The sequence below is a fragment of the Novosphingobium sp. BL-S-20 genome (assembly GCF_055521635.1).
Window position 1 is genome coordinate 1,806,502 of sequence record NZ_CM145493.1, and the last position, 19,924, is coordinate 1,826,425.

General features: G+C 65.0%; 14 protein-coding genes and 1 pseudogene. 5 read left to right on the forward strand and 10 right to left on the reverse strand.

Features of this window, described 5'->3' with window-relative positions; genetic code table 11:
* Positions 1-100: 100 nt before the first annotated feature.
* The 4 genes from ACZ1II_RS07445 to pelA are packed head-to-tail and all read left to right on the forward strand — an operon-like array spanning position 101 to position 6,412.
* Positions 101-1,165: a pectinesterase family protein gene (locus tag ACZ1II_RS07445; protein ID WP_465143774.1), complete on the forward strand. Its 1,065-nt coding sequence runs from the start codon at positions 101-103 to the stop codon at positions 1,163-1,165.
* Positions 1,166-1,185: 20 nt separating this feature from the next.
* Entirely contained in the window at positions 1,186-2,004 is an 819-nt protein-coding gene (locus ACZ1II_RS07450; RefSeq protein ID WP_465143775.1) for a rhamnogalacturonan acetylesterase, read from the forward strand.
* A complete protein-coding gene (locus ACZ1II_RS07455) occupies positions 2,001-5,120 on the forward strand; it encodes a sugar-binding domain-containing protein (RefSeq protein ID WP_465143776.1) in 3,120 nt (1,039 codons plus the stop codon). Before ACZ1II_RS07450 ends, ACZ1II_RS07455 begins: the two co-directional genes overlap by 4 nt.
* Positions 5,117-6,412 (forward strand): pectate lyase, encoded by a 1,296-nt coding sequence (gene pelA / locus ACZ1II_RS07460; protein WP_465143777.1) that lies wholly within the window; start codon positions 5,117-5,119, stop codon positions 6,410-6,412. The genes ACZ1II_RS07455 and pelA overlap by 4 nt, the downstream gene beginning before the upstream one ends.
* Before the next feature lie 145 nt (positions 6,413-6,557).
* On the opposite strand, the gene ACZ1II_RS07465 is transcribed toward pelA, so the two are convergent.
* The 4 genes and pseudogenes from ACZ1II_RS07465 to ACZ1II_RS07480 all read right to left on the reverse strand — a co-directional run.
* Positions 6,558-9,290 carry a TonB-dependent receptor gene (locus tag ACZ1II_RS07465; protein ID WP_465143778.1) on the reverse strand — a complete coding sequence of 911 codons (2,733 nt, stop codon included), beginning with the start codon at positions 9,288-9,290 and terminating at the stop codon, positions 6,558-6,560.
* A 58-nt stretch (positions 9,291-9,348) separates the two neighbouring features.
* A complete protein-coding gene (locus ACZ1II_RS07470) occupies positions 9,349-10,194 on the reverse strand; it encodes a fumarylacetoacetate hydrolase family protein (RefSeq protein WP_465143779.1) in 846 nt (281 codons plus the stop codon).
* A 13-nt stretch (positions 10,195-10,207) separates the two neighbouring features.
* Positions 10,208-11,215, reverse strand: coding sequence for a zinc-binding alcohol dehydrogenase family protein (locus ACZ1II_RS07475; RefSeq protein WP_465143780.1), 1,008 nt, complete (start codon positions 11,213-11,215; stop codon positions 10,208-10,210).
* 192 nt (positions 11,216-11,407) lie between these two features.
* A pseudogene (locus ACZ1II_RS07480) lies at positions 11,408-12,154 on the reverse strand (pectinesterase family protein); the annotation flags it as partial.
* 97 nt (positions 12,155-12,251) lie between these two features.
* On the opposite strand from ACZ1II_RS07480, the gene ACZ1II_RS07485 reads away from it, so the two are divergent.
* Entirely contained in the window at positions 12,252-13,379 is a 1,128-nt protein-coding gene (locus tag ACZ1II_RS07485; protein ID WP_465144525.1) for an IS5 family transposase, read from the forward strand.
* A 138-nt stretch (positions 13,380-13,517) separates the two neighbouring features.
* On the opposite strand, the gene ACZ1II_RS07490 is transcribed toward ACZ1II_RS07485, so the two are convergent.
* Genes ACZ1II_RS07490 through ACZ1II_RS07515 form a run of 6 tightly spaced genes read right to left on the reverse strand, consistent with a single transcriptional unit; the run spans position 13,518 to position 19,909 of the window.
* A complete protein-coding gene (locus tag ACZ1II_RS07490) occupies positions 13,518-13,844 on the reverse strand; it encodes a hypothetical protein (protein WP_465143781.1) in 327 nt (108 codons plus the stop codon).
* Between the two features lie 10 nt (positions 13,845-13,854).
* On the reverse strand, positions 13,855-14,631 hold the full coding sequence (locus tag ACZ1II_RS07495) for an L-fucose dehydrogenase (RefSeq protein WP_465143782.1): 777 nt from the start codon (positions 14,629-14,631) through the stop codon (positions 13,855-13,857).
* Positions 14,631-15,902, reverse strand: a complete 1,272-nt coding sequence (locus tag ACZ1II_RS07500) for an L-fuconate dehydratase (RefSeq protein WP_465143783.1) — start codon at positions 15,900-15,902, stop codon at positions 14,631-14,633. Before ACZ1II_RS07500 ends, ACZ1II_RS07495 begins: the two co-directional genes overlap by 1 nt.
* A complete protein-coding gene (locus ACZ1II_RS07505) occupies positions 15,899-16,642 on the reverse strand; it encodes an SDR family oxidoreductase (protein WP_465143784.1) in 744 nt (247 codons plus the stop codon). The genes ACZ1II_RS07500 and ACZ1II_RS07505 overlap by 4 nt, the downstream gene beginning before the upstream one ends.
* A 10-nt stretch (positions 16,643-16,652) precedes the next feature.
* Positions 16,653-19,034 (reverse strand): glycoside hydrolase family 95 protein, encoded by a 2,382-nt coding sequence (locus ACZ1II_RS07510; protein WP_465143785.1) that lies wholly within the window; start codon positions 19,032-19,034, stop codon positions 16,653-16,655.
* Entirely contained in the window at positions 19,031-19,909 is an 879-nt protein-coding gene (locus ACZ1II_RS07515; protein ID WP_465143786.1) for an amidohydrolase family protein, read from the reverse strand. The genes ACZ1II_RS07510 and ACZ1II_RS07515 overlap by 4 nt, the downstream gene beginning before the upstream one ends.
* Between the last annotated feature and the right edge of the window lie 15 nt (positions 19,910-19,924).

Genomic DNA, 19,924 nt, shown 5'->3' on the forward strand with positions numbered 1-19,924 from the left:
ACGTCGTCGCCCGCTCTTAATTTTTATATATGATATTTAGTTGCAAACTTGGAACGGCGTGTCTAGCCTTGGGTGAAAGACACCGACAAGCGGGGCCCCCATGGGAAAGGAAACTTCGTTCGCGATCAATCGGCGCATGCTGATCGCCTCGGTCGCCGCGGCGGCGATGCCCTCGCGGCTCCATGCCCGGCCCCGGCCGCGCTGGGACGCCACGATCAGCACCAGCGGTCGGCCCGGCACTCTGCGAACCATCGGCGAGGCGATCGAGCGACTTCGGGGCCTGCAGGCGCCGCGGATATTCCTCGAACCGGGCACTTTCACCGAGAAGCCGCTTATCGATCTTGAGGGCCTCGAGATCGCAGGTTCCGGACCGGACAGCGTGGTGACGTTCGCGGCGGCGGCGGGGCTCAGCGATCCTGCGGGCCGCAAATGGGGCACTTCCGGTTCCGCGACGATGACGGTGACCGCCCCCGGCATCTCGCTCTCGCGTCTCACCATCCGCAACGGGTTCGACTATATCGAGGACCGGCGAACCGGCGCCAGCGGCGGATCGCAGGCGGTGGCCCTGTCCCTGTCGCGCGGCGCCGACCGCATCCGCGTGACCGACTGCGCGATCGAGGGCTATCAGGATACGCTCTACGTTCAGGAGGGCTGCCGTGCTCTGTTCCGGGGCACGACGATCAGCGGGAATGTCGACTTCATCTTCGGCGGCGCCCTGGCCCGTTTCGACCGCTGCGAGATCCGCTCGCGCTTCGTTCCGGGCATGGAAGTGCAAGGCTATGTCGCCGCGCCGAGCACCCGCATGTCGCAGCCGACAGGACTGGTCTTCCACGAGTGCCGCCTGACCCGCGAAGACGGTCTTCCCGGCGGAACCGTCTATCTCGGCCGTCCCTGGCGCGCGGGCAACAACATGGATCTGACCGGTGCCGCCGCCTACATCGATTGCTGGATGGACGCACACGTCGCTCCGGCAGGCTGGGCATCAATGGGCTTCACCGATCCTTCGGGCCAACGTCGGCAACTGACACCGGAGGAGGCCCGGCTGTTCGAATATGCCAGCAACGGCCCCGGAGCGGCGTCTGGCTCCGCTACCCGCCGCTTGCTGACGGACCGACAGGCCCGCACGATGCTCTCGCCTCTCGCTTTCGGCGATTGGCACCCCTGACAGACCGGAGAATGCGTAAGATGCGTAATCTTGCACGCCATGCGATGCCGCTCGTCCTCGGCCTCGCCGCAACGATGCCTGCCCTCCAGCCCGCGCGCGCCGCCGAGCCCGAAGCGCCTGCAAGGATCAGGCCTTCCAAGATCATTCTCGTCGGAGATTCGACCACGGCAGTCGTCGGAGGCTGGGGGCCGAGCTTCTGCGCCTACCACGTCACCTCCTTCGCCACCTGCCTGAACCTTGCCCGCGGCGGTCGCAGTTCCGGCAGCTACCGGGCCGAAGGTTCCTGGGACGTGGTGGAGTCCGAGATGCGCACAAAGGGCTACACCGATACCTGGGTCCTGATCCAGTTCGGGCACAACGATCAGCCCGGAAAGCCCGGCCGATCCACCGATCTTGCCACCGAGTTTCCCCGCAATATCGCCCGCTACGTCGATGATGTCAGGGCCGCAGGCGCGCATCCGGTGCTGTTGACGCCGCTTACCCGGCGCAGCTTCGCGAACGGGCGTCTGGAAAACGACCTCGAACCCTGGTCGGCCGCAATCCGCAAAGTCGCGCAGGAGAAGCAGGTTCCCCTCGTCGACCTCAATGCCCTGAGCGGCGCAGCCGTCCAGCAGATGGGGGAGGCGGCGGCGGATCGCTTCGCCCAGTTGCCCAAGGGCTCGGCGCCCGTCGAATCTCCGCCCGCTTCTACCGAAGTGAACGATCGCCCGATGGGGCGGACCCGCCTTTCGTTCGACCGCACCCATCTCGGTCGTGAAGGCGCCGACTATTTTGCGACGATGGTCACGGCCGGTCTCGCCCGCTCGGTGCCGGACATGCGCATGGTCCTGATCCCGTGAAAGGACCTTCGCTCAGTCGCCGTGCGGTGTTGGGAAGCGGGATGGTCGGGGCGGCGGGGCTCTCGTTCATCCCCTCGACCCACGCGGCGCCGGTCCTGGCCGAAGTACCGGACGAAGGCTGGAAGCTCTGGCCCGACCACGCCGCCAAGTGGGAGGACGACCGTATCTTTCTGCCAAGCGAGGCAGACCTCGGCGCGCTGCCCGTAAACGTGCCCAGCGGCGGCTGGGCCGCGCTCTGGCGCGCCGATGCCCGCGCGGTGACGCTGCCCACCACGGTCGAGGAGCACTTCTGGGGCGCCTTTGGCTCGCGCCCCTACACCGGCGACGAGTATCGCTACGCCGCCGACGATCCGGCGCCCCGGAACGGCGCCTGCCCCGGCGTCTCCTGGTGGTATCGCGAGATCGCCATTCCCGCCGAAGCACGCGGAAAACGGGTATTCCTGCATATTCGCGGGGCGCGGCTGCGCGCCGAAGTCTTTCTCAACGAAACGCTGGTCGGCTATTCGATCCTTTCGGAACTGCCGATCCACTGCGACCTGACCGAGGCCATGCGGCCGGGCGGTTCGAACCGGCTGGCGATCCGCATCACCAATCCCGGCGGCCGCTACGACTGGCGGGATTCCACCACGATGACCTGGGGCGCGGTGCGGCTCTTCGCATCGCACGGCTTCGGCGGGCTCGATCGGGGCATGACGCTCACCATGCATCCCGGAGACGCCCATCTGCGTGACGCCTGGGTGCTCAACACGCCCGATCCGCACGTCGTGACCGCGCACATGGAAGTCGTTTTCGCCAAGCCGCCGCCCCGCATCGAAGCGCTGCGGAAGAAGGTCCAGGCCACCCTGCTGGGGCCGGACGGCAACGAGATCGCCGTGCAGCCCATCCTCGAACGCCTGACCCTGGATGGAAACCTCGCGACCGCCGTGCTGCGCATCGCCGCCCCCGGCGCCGCGCTCTGGAGCCTGGAAGCCCCGCATCTCCACCGGATGCGACTGGCCTGGGGCGACGACAGCCGCACGGTCGAGTTCGGGTTCCGGTGGATCGGCATCGAAGGTGTCGGAACCGACGCCCTGCTGCGGCTGAACGGCCGGCGCATCAGGCTCTATTCGGCTATTTCCTGGGGCTACTGGGGGCACAACGGCCTTTGGCCCGACCCCGAACTGGCCGCGCGCGAAGTCGATGCGGCCAAGGCGCTCGGGCTCAACTGCCTCCATTTCCACCGCAATGTCGGCAAGGAGGAAGTCCTGGCCGCCCAGGACCGGCTGGGCCTGCTACGGGTCATGGAGCCGGGCGGCGGCCGCCACGCGATCGCCCGCGACCTCAAGCCGGGCGAGAGCCTGCCCCCCGCCGAAGCCTTCAGCCGCGACTACATGGTGGCAAAATGCGTGGCCATGGCGCGAACTTTCCGCTCCCACCCCAGCCTCGTCCACTACACCTTGCAGAACGAGATCGGCGCCGACCTCGGCAATCCCGATGTCCAGCGCGTCCTGTCGGCAATCCATGAGGCCGATCCGAGCCGCGCGGTGATCCTCAACGACGGCTTCGTCCAGCGCGGCGCCGCCCAGGCGATGTACCTGCCCTACGACACGCATTACTACCGCTCCGACGTCGAGCAATGGGGCGGCTGGTGGGTCAACCACCAGGGGGCGGGCGACCAGTGGTACGACCGCTTCTACCGCTCGCCCCAGGACTATATCCACCGCCAGATCGGCAAACCCTTCATCGTCGAGTTCGGCGAGATGCAGGGCTGCGCCGTCGCCGACAATCACGCCCGCATGGTGCGGGAACTGGAGGCGCGCGGACGCGGTTCCTACGACATTACCGACCACCAGGACATCCTCTACGCGACCGGAGCCTTCCTCGACCGTTGGGGATTTCGCGAGGCATTCCCGACCGACGAGAGCCTGTTCCTCTCGATCGGCCGCAAGTGCTACGAAGCCTGGGAGAACTACCTCGAAAACATCCGCATCGGCGACGAAGTGGATATCGCGGCGATCAGCGGCTGGGAAAGTACGGCGATCGAAAACCATTCCGGCATCGTCGACAGCTTGCGCCGCTTCAAGGCCGATCCGGCGATCGTGCGGCGCAGCCTCCAGCCGGTGCGCCCTTGCGCGAAGCAGAAGCGCCTGGTTCACGATCTGGGCGAAGGGACGCAACTGGACCTCTGGCTGTTCAACGACAGCAGCCAGCCCGCGCCCGGCGAACTCGTCCTCTCGCTGACCGCGCCCGATGGAACGGGTCGGACTCTCGGACGCTACCCCGCACCGGCGCAGAGGCCCGATACCCTGCGCTATCTCCTTGCCGAAAACGTCGCCGTGCCCCCCTTCGACGCTCCCGGACGCTGGCTGGTGCACCTCGCCCATTCGGCCCACCCCGAGGCGACTTTCACGCGCGAGCACTGGGTTGTGGCGCCCGCTCCCGCCCTTCACCGCCGCCCGCGCGTGGCCCTGTCGGGCGTGGCAACCTCCCTGCGCCGCACCTTGACGGCCATGACCGACGCGACTTTCGAGGATTTCCGGCCCGGACGCCGCTACGACGGGATCGTGGCCTCGGGCCTTCGGGCCGAGGAGATCGCGCGCCGCCAGATCGGCGAGGAAACCGGACTGGAAGCCCAGCCTGACGGCAAGGGCAAGCCCGACGGCGTGGTTCCCGGTGCGCTACCCCCCGAAGTGCTTGCCGCCGTGCGCGAGGGTACACCGCTTTTCGCGCTGGTGCCGGAAGACGGTCTGGCAGAAGGCGTCGCCCGCCAGCTGTCCGAACTGGGCCTGTTCGCTTTTTCCGGACAAGTCGGCAATCTCAGGGCGCCGTGGATGGGCAACTGGAACTATCTGCGCACACACCCGCTGTTCGGAGGCATTCCAGCCGACATGGCCACCAGCGTGCTCCACCAGGTCGAAGGTCAGCCGTCGAACGGGCTGATCGTCGAAGGCGAGGGCGTTACGATTATCGCCGGATACAGCCGCGACCATGACCGGCATAACGGCGCCGCCTCGTTCACCGCCACGAAGGACGACATGCGCGTTCTCGTCCATCGCTTGCCCGACATGGTCGCTCCCTTGCAGCGTCGCCTTCTTGCCAACGCGGTGCGCTGGCTCGTTTCCGGAGAACATGCATGAAGCCCACCCGACGCCGGATCGCGATCTTCCTTGCGGGGAGCCTGCTGTCCCCCATCGCCCTATCCGCTCCGGTCCTGGCCAAAGCGATCGGCACGATGACGCCCGCACAGCCCATTACCGCCGAGCGCATCGCTACCCTGCCCACGCCCGAGCAGGCGGCGTGGCGCACTTATCTCGCCCGCTCCCAGGCAGCGATGGCGCGGGACAAGGCCGTCCTCGCCGCCGAGCGGCGCGGCCTTGCCGCAGTGCCGGAAGGCCCGGCGGAGGGACGCGCGAACTCCATGCCGCTCGATCGGCCGTCCGCATGGTACGCCGGTCGGGAGGCCCGCGCGATCGCCGACAATATCGTCAGCTTCCAGACACCCGCCGGGGGCTGGGGCAAGAACCAGGAACGAACCGCGCCCATGCGTCAGCGCGGTCAGTCCTTCGTGCCAATCGAACACCTTCCCCCCATGGCCGAAGGCGACATCCAGTCGAGCGACAGGGGCTGGCGTTATGTCGGGACGATCGACAACGACGCCACGACCACGGAACTGCGCTTCCTGGCGAAAGTACAGCGCGGTCTGCCCGGCCAGGACAGTGCACGCTATCGCGATGCTTTCGTCCGGGGGGTGGACTATCTGCTGGAAGCCCAGTTCCCCAACGGCGGCTGGCCGCAGGTCTATCCGCTTCAGGGTGGCTATCACGATGCCCTGACCTTCAACGACAATGCGATCTCGCAAGTCGCGGTGTTTCTTCAGGAGGTGGGCGAACGGAAGGACGTCTACGCCTTCGTTGCTCCGACGCAGGCCACGCTCGCGCGGCAGGCGGCCGGGCGGGCGACCGCCGTGATCCTGCGCAGCCAGGTCAGCGTCCAGGGGACGCGCACGATCTGGGCGCAGCAATACGATCCGCTGACCCTTGAACCGGCCGGCGCCCGCAATTTCGAACCGACCGCGCTTTCCACCGCCGAAACGGTCGACCTGCTCGTCTACCTGCAAGGCCACGTCGCCCCTTCGCCCGCCGTGGATGCGGCGGTACGCGACGCGACGCAGTGGCTGGCGGCCCACGCGCTTATGGACGTGGAGTGGAACCGCAAGGGTACGGCGCCGAACGGTCCGCGCCTGGTTTCCCGGCCCGGCGCCGGTCCGATCTGGGCTCGCTACTACGATATCACCACCGGCAAGCCGATCTTCGGCGATCGCGACCGTTCGATCCACGACGATCCCAACGAGATCAGCCTGGAGCGCCGTACCGGCTATTCGTGGTTCACCACGGCTCCCTTGCGCTTCACGAAGAACGCCCCGCGCTGACGGAATCCTCCATTCTTGCGATCGACCCTGCGCTGCATCGACAAAAAAGTCGGCCGCGGAGGGAGTCGCGCGGCCGACAGGGGGAGGATCCCAAGGCCCGGAAAACCCGATCGGCCATCAGACCGATCGGGTTTTTCGAAAGCATCTAGAATTTTACGCGAACACCGCCGGTGAAGCGCCGACCGAAGTCGTATTCGCTGAGGAGAACCCCCTGCAGGGTTTCGCGCTTCAGCGTCGCGCCGGTGACATTGCTGGCGTTGAAGGTCAGGGACAGAAGCGCGCTGACATCATAGTTCGCCGAAATATCGAGCTGGCCGTAAGGCTTCTGACGGTCGCCGTCTCCGAAGGTGCCGGACAGGTTGTTGATCGCGGCGCTGCGGTAGGAATAGTTGGCACGGACACCGAAGCCCGCCTTCTCGTAATAGGCGCCGAGATTGTAGCTGCGCTTGGAAACGCCGGGGATCGGCACTTTCGGACCTCCCGCGGTCGTCGCCACATCGCTCACATCGAGCAGCGTCAGGTTGGAGGTTACGCCCAGCCCGTCGAACGGTGAAGGCAGCATGTCCAGCGGCACTTGCGCGTTCAGCTCAAGCCCCTTGATCTTGCCGCCGTCGCCGTTGTCGGGCCGGAAGGTCCGGAAGTCCAACGTGACGGTGCCGGTCAGGGTCGAGCGGATCGTACGGGTTTCGACCGAGGTGGTGTCGACAATGAAGTTCTTCACGTCCTTGTAGAACACCGCTGCCGAAAGCAGGCCCGCCTTGCCGAAGTAGTATTCGAGCGAAAGGTCCGCCTGATCGGCCAGATAGGGCTTGAGGAACGGGTTCTGCGTGGTGATCGTACGCACGTTGGCGTTGATCGCCACCGACGGGGCAAGGCGATTGAGATCGGGTCTCGTCATGGCCCGTGCCAGACCCGCGCGGATGACGAAACTATCGCTTGCTGCAAAGCGCAAGTTCAAACTGGGCAGCCAGTTCGAGTACGAGTTCCTGAATGAGATCGGCCCGCTGTCCGGCACGATCAGGGTGATGCTGTCGTTCTGCAGCTCCGCATTGGCGATGTCCGCGCCGAAGCCGTCCGAAGTCACCCGCGTATGCACAAAGCGCAGACCGATATTGCCTGAAAGCCGCTCGTCGGCAGTGGCGAAATCGGCGCGGGCGTAGCCGGCCAGCACTTTTTCGCCCACGGTGAACTGGTTGGTACGGTCGATGGTGAGCGTGCCTTTCGCCAGCACCTCGTCGAGATCGACGTCGGCGAACAGCTTCGAATAGTCCGGCACCAGGAAGACGCCCAGACCGTCACCGATGAAGCGCGAGTAATCGACTACCTTGAGCAGGTTCGCCGCCGAGATCGCCCCACCCTCGACGCCCGCAAGATAAGGCGTGCCGTAGATTTCGGAGAGCACCTGCGGGCTCACGAAATAGCGGGGCCGGGCACCGAACTCGATCTCGTCCTCGCCATAGTAGCCGCCGAGCTTGATGCTGCGGACGAAGCCGCCGTCGAAATCGTATTTCAGGTCGAGGCGGCCGCTCTTGTTCGTCTCCGTGGTCTTCTGCCCACGGATGGCGGAGAAGCTGCGGAAGTAGAACGTACTCGGATCGAGCGGATCGTAACCGCGCGTATACGCGATATCCGGCACCCCGCCGAGATCGCCGCCGATGTCGTAGGACGCCGAGGCGCGAGAGATCGGCGCGAAGGAATTGCGGTCGGAGACATTGCGCACCGAACGACCGTAAGTGGCCTCGCCCGAAACGGTCAGTTGGCCGAAAACGACGTCGCCGCCCAGCGCGAAGTTGAGGGTACGGTCCTTCGTCACCCAGTCCAGATTGTTGGACTGGTGATCCACCCCGTCCGCGTCGAGAAACGTGAGCAGGTTGTTCTCGCCGACGGTGCTGCCGCGCACGGCGCCGTTGAGGCCACCGATGTTGGTCCAACGCAACTGATGTTCGAACCGATTGAAGCCATCGGTAAACCAGGTGGCAAGACCATCGGCGTAGAGGTTGACGTTGTCCGCCGGCTTCCACTGCAGGCCGCCGACGATCGCCTTGCGCTCGAAGTCGCCTTCGTCGGAAACGAAAGTGGTCGCGTGGTCGAAGCCATAGGCTGTATCGGACCTGACGCCGTCGAGGTTGTAGTCGTAGCCGCCGGTTGCATTCTCCTTGCGCTGCTCGATGCCGTAGCCGGTGAAGCCCGCCTGGATGACCTTGCGCTTCTCGTAGTTCACGCCGAGATTCACGCCGAAGCTGCCGTCGCCGAACACGCGGTTCACGAAAGCGGAGACATGCGGCGTCACTTTCTTCGGGTTGGTCTCGTAAAGCCCTTCGGCAACCACCGTGACGATGTTCTTGCCCACGTCCGCAGGCCGGTTGATCTTGACGTTGACCGTTGCCGAAAGGCCGCCGTCGATCATGTCGGCCGTGGGCGTCTTGCTCACTTCCACCGTACTGACGAAATCGGTCGGCATCGAGGTGAAGGAAAACCCGCGCGTGCCGTTGGGAGACGTCAGCACACGCCCGTTGTAGAGCGTGCGGGTGAAGTTTTCCGACAGGCCGCGAACACTTACGCCGCTGCCCTCGCCCTTGTTGCGGGTGATCTGCACGCCGGTCACGCGCTGGAGCGATTCCGCCAGGTTGCGATCGGGAAACTTGCCGATGTCCTCGGCCGAGATGGCTTCCACCAGATTGGGCGCGGCGCGCTTGATGTTCACCGCATCCTCAAGGCTGCGGCGAATACCGGTAACGATGATTTCCTGTTCGGTAGCGCTATCAATTTTCGACGTCGAAGCGCCTTTGGGCTGCGCGGCGTCCTGCGCCAAGGCAGGAACGCCGGCCCCCGTCGCCAGCAGGGCGATCAGCGAGGCGGTCTGGTGCAAATACCTCATTCTTGTCTTCCTCTCCTCGGCCGCCACCGATCTCTGTCAGGGCCGGCCCTCTTGGAAATTACATGGGAGCGACTACCCGCTGGCGCTGCTCGCCCAGCCCGTCGATGCCGAGGCGGACTTCGTTGCCAGGACGCAGGTAACGGGGCGGCTTCAGGCCGAGGCCCACGCCGGCGGGCGTTCCGGTCGAGATCACGTCGCCCGGTTGAAGGCTCATGAACTGGGAAAGATGCGCGATGATCTGCGGCACCGTGAAGATCATGTCGGCGGTCGTGCCGTCCTGATGCCGTTCGCCGTCGACTTCCAGCCAGAGACGGGCCGCCGCGATATCGGGCACTTCGTCGGGGGTGACGAGCCAGGGTCCGGTCGGACCGAAGGTGTCGCAACCCTTGCCTTTGTCCCAGGTGCCGCCGCGATCGAACTGGAAGCTGCGCTCGCTGACATCGTGGACAACGCAGTAACCCGCCACATGGTCGAGCGCGTCGGCTTCCTCGATATAGGATCCGGCCTTGCCGATCACCACGCCGAGTTCGACTTCCCAGTCGAGGCGGTCGGAACCGCGTGGCTGTACCACATCGTCGTTCGGGCCGCAGACGGCACTGGTCCACTTGTTGAAAACAACGGGTTCCGCAGGAATCGCCATACCACTCTCGACCGCATGATCGCGGTAGTTGAGGCCGATGCACACGAATTTGCCGATCCGGCCGACGCAGGCGCCGAGGCGAACCCCGTCCTCGACCACGGGCAACGCCGAAAGGTCGAGCGCGCGCAGTCCGGCAAGTCCCTCGGCGGTCAGGACCGCGCCCGCGATGTCATCGATGTGGCTGGACAGGTCGCGGATGCGCCCCTCTTCATCCAGGGCACCCGGACGTTCCCGCCCTGCTTCGCCGAACCTGAGCAACTTCACGCGATATTCTCCTTCAAAGAACAACCAGGGCCTTGATGACGCCGGCATCCGGCAGCATCAACCGCGCGATCGCCTCGGGAACTTCGGCGAAGGGCAGCCTGTGGCTGATAACGGCATCCAACGGGAATTCCCCTGCGCGCAGCACGCCGATGACATTGGCGAAGTCCTCATGCGTGGCATTGCGGCTGCCCAGCAGGCTCATTTCGCGCTTGTGGAATTCGGGGTCGCTGAACCGGATGTCAGCACTGACGATGGAAACCAGCACATAGCGTCCGCCATGCGCGACATAGGCGAATCCGGTCTCGATCGCCGCGGCATTGCCCGTGGCGTCGAACACGCAGTCGAAGAAATCGCCGTCGGTCAGCGCCGAGAGACGCTGGGCCGTCTCCATGCCCGCAACTTCGCCATGATGTGCGCCGAGCCTGTCGACACAAAGCGCCACACGGGCGGCATTGCCATCCACGACGGTCACTAGCACCCCGGCGCGGGCAGCGAAGAACGCCGTTGCCATGCCGATCGGCCCTGCCCCCACGACCAGAACCCGCTCGCCTGCCCGCAGTGCCGCCCTGCGGACGGCGTGGCGGCCGATCGACAGGAACTCGACCATGGCGATCTCATCCAGAGAAAGGCCATCTGCCGCGATCAGATAGCGCTCGTCGATCGCGAGGTATTCGGCAAGGCCGCCGTCCTTGTGGACACCCAGGACACTGATGTCGGTGCAGCAATTCGTCTTGCCCGCGCGGCAGGCAATGCAAGTGCCGCAGGAATGATAGGGCATGATGCAGACCTGCATTCCGGGCTGCCACAGGCTCCCCCTGGCCGCCGCGACGACTTCTCCCGCAAGTTCATGTCCCGGCACGCGAGGATAAGTGAGATAGGGCTGCGTGCCCCGCACGATGTGGAAATCCGTACCGCAGATACCAACCCGTCGGATCCGCACCAGCACTTCGCCCGGTCCGGCAACCGGCATGTCGCAGCCATCGACGACCAGCTTGCCCGGTTCCACGCAACTGATCCTCACGATGCTCTGCAAAGGGTCTCTCCGAGGTTGCCGATTCTCGCCGGATCGGTAAGGAACCATACCGAGTTTATTATCATATGTGCAAACTATTTTTGCATATGGTAATTCATTCACGGACGGAGCCACGAAGGGGCAGCACCGCCCACCTAACCTCGCATTCGAGGACCAGCGCTTCGCCCTATGAAGGCGAAGTCAGATTTCCGGGCTCCAGTCCCCGAACATGCGGCTGCGGGAGAGCGCTTCCGCCTGCCGATCCGTCAGGGCGAGGCCGCGTCGTTTGCCCAGGGCGCCCGGCCCGCTGTTAGCATATTCCCCGAAGCGCGCGTCTTCGGGTTCGAACCATCGGCGCGGCGTGCCGAACCACATGCGCGTCCAGCCGCTCGGGGCGATGTGACGGCCCATGAGGCAGCGCAAATAGGCTGCCATACCTACCGAATCCATGTCGGGCACCGACTCGCCTGCCACCCGGCGCGAGACCCGCCATGGCCTGCCCAGGAAGACGCTGCCGTCCGGTACACCCGCTTCCGCCACCAGCGCACATCGATCGAAGACCAGCCCGGCAGGCCGATCGAGCATCGTGCTGGGCGCGGCGATATAGCCTTCCACCGGCTCGGTTCGCGGGCGCGAGACGATCTCGCAGCGCTCGAAACGCGCTGCCGCGCCGCCGAAGACGAAATCGTAGCTTCCCGACATGCGGCAATCCACGAAAAGCGCCCGTCCGCCTGCGCAGAACAGCGTGTCCTGGTGGCTGATCATACCGCACCGCAGGATCGTCGCGCGGTCGGAAGTATCGCCGAGCGTGAGGGCTATGGCCTGTTGGCTTCCGCCTTCGTCGGCCTTGAGGCCATCCGGCTTGCGCATCTCGCTCCAGGCATCGAAGGCATTCTCGATCGAAAGATCCTGCATGTGGAAGCCCGGCGCGCGCACGTCGAGCACGGCGCTGCGGAAGGTGCCTTAACAGGTCGCGGAAAAAGGAACTTCCCTTGAGGCCGTTGAGGTGATTCAAGTCGCCTCGACCGAGGTTGAAGGATTGAAGATGCGCGGCGGCGATCACCGGAGCGAAGGGCTGTTTTCTTACGTGAGCTGCGAAGCTCGGGTACCGGCGGATCATCCGCTGCGGGCAATCCGTGCAATTGTCGACGAGGCGTTTGAGGTGATGTCGGGGGATTTCGACGCGATGTACTCGCGTATTGGCCGGCCGTCGATCCCGCCCGAGAAGCTGCTGCGTGCGCTGCTGCTGCAGGCCTTCTATACGATCCGCTCGGAACGCCAGCTGATGGAGCAGATGGATTACAATCTGCTTTTCCGCTGGTTCGTAGGGCTGGCGATGGATGCGCCGATCTGGGATGTGACGGTCTTCACCAAGAACCGCGAGAGGCTGCTTGGCGGCGATATCGCCGCCAAGTTTCTGTCCGCGATCGTAGGGCAATCGCGCGTGCAGGCGCTGCTGTCAGACGACCACTTCTCGGTGGACGGTACGCTGATCGAAGCCTGGGCGAGCATAAAGAGCTTCAGGCCCAAGGATGACACCGCCTCGGACGGTGACGACGACGACAGCGCTTCGGGTACCGGACAAAACGGTCACGCCAAGGCCAAGGGGCGCAATGCTGAGCGCGATTTCCATGGCGAGAAGTGGAGCAACCTCACCCACGCCTCAACCACCGATCCTGATGCCCGGCTATTCAAGAAGGCACGCGGTCAGGCCGCGAAGCTGTGCCACATGGCCCATGTCCTCATGGAAAACCGGCACGGTCTGGTTGTGGATGCAACGCTCACCCATGCCACGGGCACGGCCGAACGGGAGGCCGCGCTGACCATGCTTAGCCGTATGAAGGGGCGTCATCGCATCACGCTGGCGGCAGACAAAGCCTACGATACCGTCCACTTCGTCGCCGCGTTGCGCGAGATCGGAGTTACCCCGCACGTGGCACAGAACGTCAATGGCAGGCGCTCCGCCATTGATGGGCGCACCACCCGCCACCCTGGTTACGCCGTTTCTCAGCGGATCAGGAAACGGATCGAAGAGGTCTTTGGCTGGGCCAAGACCAGCGGAAACCTGCGCAAGACCCGACATCGAGGGCAAGCCCGCGTGGGGTGGAACTTCACATTGACCGCTGCGGCTTACAATCTCATCAGGCTACCAAAGCTGCTGGTGGCAGCATAACTGTGCCCGAAATCCGCAGAAAGAAGGGTCCTGGCAAGCGCGGCAGTCAACAGATACCGATGACACCACCCCGTTGGCGCTAAACCTAATCAAAATCAGGCGCTCAAACGGTCCGAAACTGACTTTTTCCGCGGCGTGTTAAGGCTTGCCGTCCGGCGCGATAGCGCCTGCATAGGCGCCGGCACGCAGGAACGTCCGGTCCCGGCCATCGCCGAACAGGCGCAGATTGGGCCGTTCCACGATCGTCTGCCCCCAGTGCTCGCCCGCAACTATGCGCACGCTCACCGGCATGTGGGCACGGCCGATGTCGCTGTCGAGAAACGCGCGCAAGCTTGGAAACCGCGGCATGTCGCCGTGTTCTCCGGGACCGATTACAGCATCGAGGCGCGTTTTCGCATGGGCCGGAAAGCAGACCAGCGGCACGCCCGCCAGCCCCAGGGCAAAGTCCCGCCGCGTCGGATTCATGGCATTTCCTTCACCCGAGCAGGCGATCGAGATGGGTGTAGCCGCCATCGGGGAATATCCATTGCCCGGTCGTGTGGCTCGACCGGCCGGACAGCAGGAACAGGACCGTATCGGCGATCTCCCGATCGGTGGTCATACGGCGGCCCAGGGGGATGCGGCGGGAGATTTCCTCGAGCTTGGCCTGCGGATCGTCGAAACTTTCGATCCAGCGGGCATAGAGGGGAGTCATCACTTCGGCCGGCAGCACTGCATTGACGCGTATGCCATCGGCAAGCAGGGCTGCCGCCCATTCCCGCGTCAGGCCGAGTTGAGCCGCCTTGGCTGCCACGTAGCCGCTGGTGCCCCCCTGCCCCGTCACCGCCGTCTTGGACGAGATGTTGACGATCGCGCCCCGGCTCGCGCGCAAGTGCGGCAGGCAATGGTGCGCCATCGCATAGTAATGCGCGAGGTTGGACTCGACCGAGGCCATGAACGCCGCGGTGCCGGCTTCCAGGTCGACGCCGTCGTTGGTCCCGGCATTGTTGACGAGACCGTGAATGCCCCGCCCCGCATCGGCGATCCGCGCCACGGCGTCGCGGCAAGCCCCGTCGTCGCTCACATCAACCTGCACGAAGATCGTCTCGGGCTGCAAGGCACGGATTTCGGCTTCGAAACCCGCCTTCAGCGCGCTGCGTCCCAGAATTGCGGGTATCGCGCCTTCCGCTGCCAGCCCCAGCGAAATCGCACCGCCGATTCCCGCCCCGCCGCCCGTGACCACGACGACTTTGCCTTCCAGTTCCAGATCCATCAGTCCACCCGATATTGCGCTATGGATTGCGGCTTCATCTCGATCGAGAAGCCCGGCCGTTGCGGCGGCATGTATGCGGCGTCCCGGATCACGCAGGGATCGACGAAATGCTCGTGCAGATGATCCACATACTCGATGACCCGATCCTCCAGCGTGCCCGAAAAACACAAGTAGTCTATCATCGACAGATGCTGGACGTACTCGCACAGGCCGACGCCGCCCGCATGCGGACAGACCGGCAGGTCATACTTGGCCGCCATCAGCAATACGGCAAGAATTTCGTTGACGCCGCCGATACGGCAACTGTCGATCTGCACGACATCGATCGCACCGCGCATGATGAACTGCTTGAAGAGCACCCTGTTCTGGCACATCTCGCCCGTCGCGACCCGGATCGGATGGATGGCTTCGCGGATCGCCCGGTGCGCCTCGACGTCGTCGGGGCTGGTGGGCTCCTCGATGAACCAGGGCTCCGCAAAGGCCAGAGCCTTGACCCAATCGATCGCCTGCCCGGTTTCCCAGATCTGGTTGGCGTCGATCATCAGGCGGCAGTCCGCGCCTACCGCCTCGCGCGCGATCCTCAGGCGGCGAATGTCGTCCTCTAGGTCGCGACCGACCTTGAGCTTGACGTGGCGGAACCCCGCCGCGACCGCCTCGCGGGCCAGCCGCCGCAGTTTTTCGTCCGAATAGCCGAGCCAGCCGGCGGACGTGGTGTAGCAGGGATAGCCCGCCTCCAGCAGCCGTTCCCGGCGCTGCGCCTGGCCTTGCGCGCGCGCGGTCAGAAGATCGAGCGCTTCTTCGGGGGTTATGCAGTCCGTGATGTAGCGGAAATCGATACAGCCGACGATCTCCTCGGGGCTCATGTCGGCAACAAGCTGCCAGACCGGCTTCGCTTCGGCCTTGGCCCAAAGGTCCCAGACGGCATTCACGACCGCGCCGGTAGCCAGATGCATCGCGCCCTTGTCGGGACCGATCCAGCGCAACTGGCTGTCTCCGGTAACGTGCCGCCAGAAGCGCGCCGGATTCGCGCGCACCCAGTCGAGATCGAGACCGACGACGAGCGGCTCCAAGGCCTCGATGGCGGCGACGCAGATCTCGTTGCCACGACCGATCGTGAACGTCAGGCCATGGCCTTCCAGACCGGCGTCGGTTTCAAGGATGACGTAAGCGGCCGAATAGTCGGGATCGGGATTCATCGCATCCGATCCGTCCAGCGCCTGGCTGGTCGGAAAACGGATGTCGGCGGTGCGCAGGGCCGTTATGCGTGTCATTCTACCGTCCATCCCCCGTCGATCACCGCCGTGGTGCCGGTGGTGAAGGCGCTCTCGTCCGAAGCGAGATAGAGCGCGAGCGCCGCGATCTCTTCGGGGCGCCCCAGGCGGCCGATCGGCTGCCGTCCGGCGAACGTCGCGCGGGTATCCTCGAAACTGGCGCCATCGGCTTCGGCCTGCGCCTGCATGCGGGCACGCAGCGAAGGGCTTTCGACGGTGCCGGGACAGATTGCGTTGCAGCGCACCCCCTCGGCGACGAAATCGGCGGCGATCGATTTGGTGAGGCCGATGACCGCCGCCTTGCTCGCGCCATAGGCGAAGCGATTGCGCACGCCGATCAGGGAGGACGCTACCGAGGATATGTTGACGATCGACCCCGCTCTCTGCGCCTTCATTGCCGGGAGATAGGCCTTGGCCAGGCGGAACATGGCCGTAACGTTGAGGTCGAACGAGGCGGCCCACTGCTCCTCGCTGCAATCCAGCAAAGTGCCGGGAAAGACGATCCCGGCGCAGTTCACCAATATATCCACCTCACCCGTCGATGCGGCCAGTCCGGCAGCGGCATTCGGGTCCGTCAGGTCGACCGCGTGCGGCGTCGCGCCCTGAAGCGTCGCCAGGCCGTCTCCGTCGCGATCGACGGCATGGACCGCCGCGCCCTCGGCAAGGAATCGTTCGGCCACGGCGCGGCCGATCCCGGCGGCGGCGGCTGTCACCACCGCCTTCTTTCCGGCAAGTCTCATGATGGCTCCTTTAAACGGTGCGCAGATCCGGACCGGCCAGCACGACCGCCTGGCCCGGCTTGAAATCGATGGTGCGGCGCGCCTTGCCGCAGCGAATCTCGTGGCGGCCGCCGATCGCGGAAACGACGCGGGCTTGCCCAAGGGCGCCGCCCTTCCATGCAAGGTCGACCATGCAGGCACCGCGCGCGCGCAGGCCCCGGATCGCCCCCTCCGGCCATGCGTCCGGCAGGGCGGGGAGCAGATGAATCCCGGTCCCGATGCTCTGCATCAGCATCTCGGAAATGCCGGATGCCCCGCCGAAATTGCCGTCGATCTGAAACGGCGGATGGGCATCGAACATATTGGGATAAGTCCGCTCCGGCCCCAGCAGGAAGCGCAGGATCGAATGGGCATGGTTGCCGTCACGCAGCCGCGCCCAGAGATTGATGCGCCAGGCGGTTGCCCATCCGGTCGCCTTGTCGCCGCGAATTTCCAGCGACTTCTTCACCGCGGCGGCAAGGTCCGGCGTATCGTCCGGGTTGATCTGCGCGTCGGGAAACAGGCCGAAGAGATGCGAGACATGGCGATGATGCACGTCCTTCGCGCCTGCGTCCCAATCGTCCTGCCACTCCATCAACTGGCCTTGCGCACCGATGCGGTTGGGAGCCAGCCTGGCGCGCATCGTCTCCAGTTCCGTCACGAACGGAGCGTCGCGCTTCAGCACAGCCGCCGAGGAAGCCGTGGCGGTGAACAGGGCACGGATGATCTGCATGTCCATCGTCGGCCCGGCGCAGAGCGAGCCCTCCCCATGGCCATGGTTGTTTTCCGGCGAAAGCGAAGGATTGGTGACCATCCAGCCGGTTTTCGGATCCTTCACCAGGGTATCCAGGAAGAATTCGCAGGCACCCTTCAGAATCGGATAGACGCCGGCGAGGTACTGCGCGTCCCGGCCGTAGTCGTAGCGATCCCACAAGTGCAGGCAAAGCCACGCGCCGCCCATCGGCCAGAGCCCGAACTGCGGCCCGTCGATCGGCGCGGTGGCGCGCCACAAATCGGTGTTGTGATGGCAGACCCAGCCGCGCGCGCCGTACATGTCCCGCGCGGTGCGCGCGCCGGTCCGGGCGATATCGCGCACCATGGCGATCAGCGGCTCCACCATCTCGGGCATGGCCGTCGGCTCGGCGGGCCAGTAGTTCATCTGGGTATTGATGTTGATCGTGTACTTCGATCCCCAGGGCGGATTGACGCTATCGTTCCAGATGCCCTGAAGGTTCGCCGGCTGCGAGCCGGGACGCGAAGAGGTGATGAGCAGATAGCGCCCATATCTGAAATAGAGCGCGGCCAGGGCCGGATCGTTCGCACTCTCGGACCGGGCGATGCGCTCGTCGGTGGACTTGTCCGCTTCCGCCGTCCGGCCGAGGTCGATCGACACCCGGCGATAGATCGCCCGGTGATCCTGCGCCGTCTTCTCGGCAATGGTGCGGAAAGGCAGCCTCGCCGCAGCGACGATCTGCGCCTTGGTCGTGGCTTCGGGGTCGCCGCCGACATCGGAATAACTGCGATAACTCGTAGCCATCGCGATCAGGATGGTCGCTTCGTCGGCGCCGCGTAGGCTCAGGACTTCCCCCGCGGCGGCGACCTTGCCGCCACTGGCGATCACGCGGGCGCGCGCCTGGAACCGGAGCGCACCGGGAATGCCGAAGCCTTCGTTGTTGTTCCCCGCGAGCAGGATTTCACCACCGGCAAGCACTTGCACCGAATGCTGCTTCTGCGGCGAAGTCAGCTTCAGATCGAAGCCGATCGCACCAGGCTTCGACGCGGTAAGATGCACCGCGATCACCTGCTCGGCAGGAGAGGCGACAAGGGTGCGCGTGTAATCCACGCCACCTGCCCGGAACCGGGTCGTGGCCCGCGCCGCATCAATATCCAGTTCGCGCCGATAGCTGCCTGCATCGGGCTCACCCAGTCCGGGGAACGACAGCAGCAGGTCGCCCACCGTCTGATAGGACATCTGGCGCAGCGGCACGGCCATGACCTTGTCCTTGGCCAGTTGCTGCGCCTCGTCGTAGCGACCTTCGAAGATCAGCCTGCGAACTTCGGGCAGGGCCGCTTTGGCCTGCGGATTGACCGGATCGTAAGGACCGCCCGCCCACAGGGTATCTTCATTGAGTTGCAGCCGTTCCTCGGCAATGCCGCCGAAGACCATCGCTCCGATGCGGCCGTTGCCGATGGGCAAGGCCTCGGTCCACTGGCTTGCAGGCTGGCGATACCACAGGACATCGTCGCCGCCCTCGTGCGCCGCCGCAGTCTCGGCAGCCTCGGCAGCCGGTCCGCCGATCAGCGAAAGGGCAGCCATTGTGGAACCGCCCGCGACCAGTTCGCGGCGGGAAATGGATAAATCGTCCAGGTTCACTTCGCTACCTCTCCCTGCACCGCCTTGTCGACGTGTGCGTAAATGCGGCGTGCATTGCCGCCCATGATCGCTTCCCGCTCACTTTCCGCGAGGGGTTCGAGAAATTTCTGCGTCAGCGCATGAACGCGCTCGTAAGATCCGGCGAGCAGGCAGACCGGCCAGTCCGATCCGAAGATCAGCCGTTCCGGACCGAAGCAATCGAGAAGATGCTGCATGTATCGCATGACCTCGGCTTCCTGCCACGCGCCGTGGTCCGCTTCGGTCACGAGGCCCGACAGCTTGCAGAAGACCGGATAGTCTCGGGCAATCGCGGCGATGCGCCCCGCCCATGGTTCCCATTCCCCTTCCGCGATGGCCGGTTTCCCGCCATGATCGATCACGATCCTCTCGCCGGCCTCCGGTTCATGGGCCACTTCATCGAGAAATGCAGGCAGATGCTCCAGTTGCGGCGCCCTCACGAGCACTTCGTAGACCAGACCCGCCGCCAGCACCGCGCGAACGCCGCGCTGAAATGCCCCGCCGAGCAGAAAGCATGGGTCGGGCTCGTCCTGCACGATATGGCGAAAGCCGAGCAGCTTCGCCCTGGAAGAGAGGTCGGCAAGCCGCACTGTCAGATCCGGTGCGCGCAAATCGATCCAGCCGACAACCCCCATGATCCAGGGATTGTCCTCGGCCAGATCCAGCAGCCAGCGCGTTTCCTCGTCGGTCTCCCGCGCCTGGACGGCGATGGTTGCAGCGATATCCGCCGCCGCCAGTCGCGGCATCAGGTCCTGCGGCCCATAGCTTCGAGCCAACACGGACGCGGATGGAATCCACGCGAACTCGTCCGACGAATATCGCCAGAAGTGCTGATGCGCATCGACCCGGCCGTTCATCTCTCTTCCCCTAGC

Bases quoted from the DNA above. Each gene is read 5' to 3' on its own strand.
- ACZ1II_RS07450 (WP_465143775.1), top strand. From the start codon at position 1,186: ATGCGTAATCTTGCACGCCATGCGATGCCGCTCGTCCTCGGCCTCGCC.
- ACZ1II_RS07500 (WP_465143783.1), bottom strand. From the start codon at position 15,902: ATGACACGCATAACGGCCCTGCGCACCGCCGACATCCGTTTTCCGACC.
- pelA (WP_465143777.1), top strand. From the start codon at position 5,117: ATGAAGCCCACCCGACGCCGGATCGCGATCTTCCTTGCGGGGAGCCTG.
- ACZ1II_RS07515 (WP_465143786.1), bottom strand. From the start codon at position 19,909: ATGAACGGCCGGGTCGATGCGCATCAGCACTTCTGGCGATATTCGTCG.
- ACZ1II_RS07465 (WP_465143778.1), bottom strand. From the start codon at position 9,290: ATGAGGTATTTGCACCAGACCGCCTCGCTGATCGCCCTGCTGGCGACG.
- ACZ1II_RS07490 (WP_465143781.1), bottom strand. From the start codon at position 13,844: ATGAATCCGACGCGGCGGGACTTTGCCCTGGGGCTGGCGGGCGTGCCG.
- ACZ1II_RS07505 (WP_465143784.1), bottom strand. From the start codon at position 16,642: ATGAGACTTGCCGGAAAGAAGGCGGTGGTGACAGCCGCCGCCGCCGGG.
- ACZ1II_RS07445 (WP_465143774.1), top strand. From the start codon at position 101: ATGGGAAAGGAAACTTCGTTCGCGATCAATCGGCGCATGCTGATCGCC.
- ACZ1II_RS07495 (WP_465143782.1), bottom strand. From the start codon at position 14,631: ATGGATCTGGAACTGGAAGGCAAAGTCGTCGTGGTCACGGGCGGCGGG.
- ACZ1II_RS07485 (WP_465144525.1), top strand. From the start codon at position 12,252: ATGCGCGGCGGCGATCACCGGAGCGAAGGGCTGTTTTCTTACGTGAGC.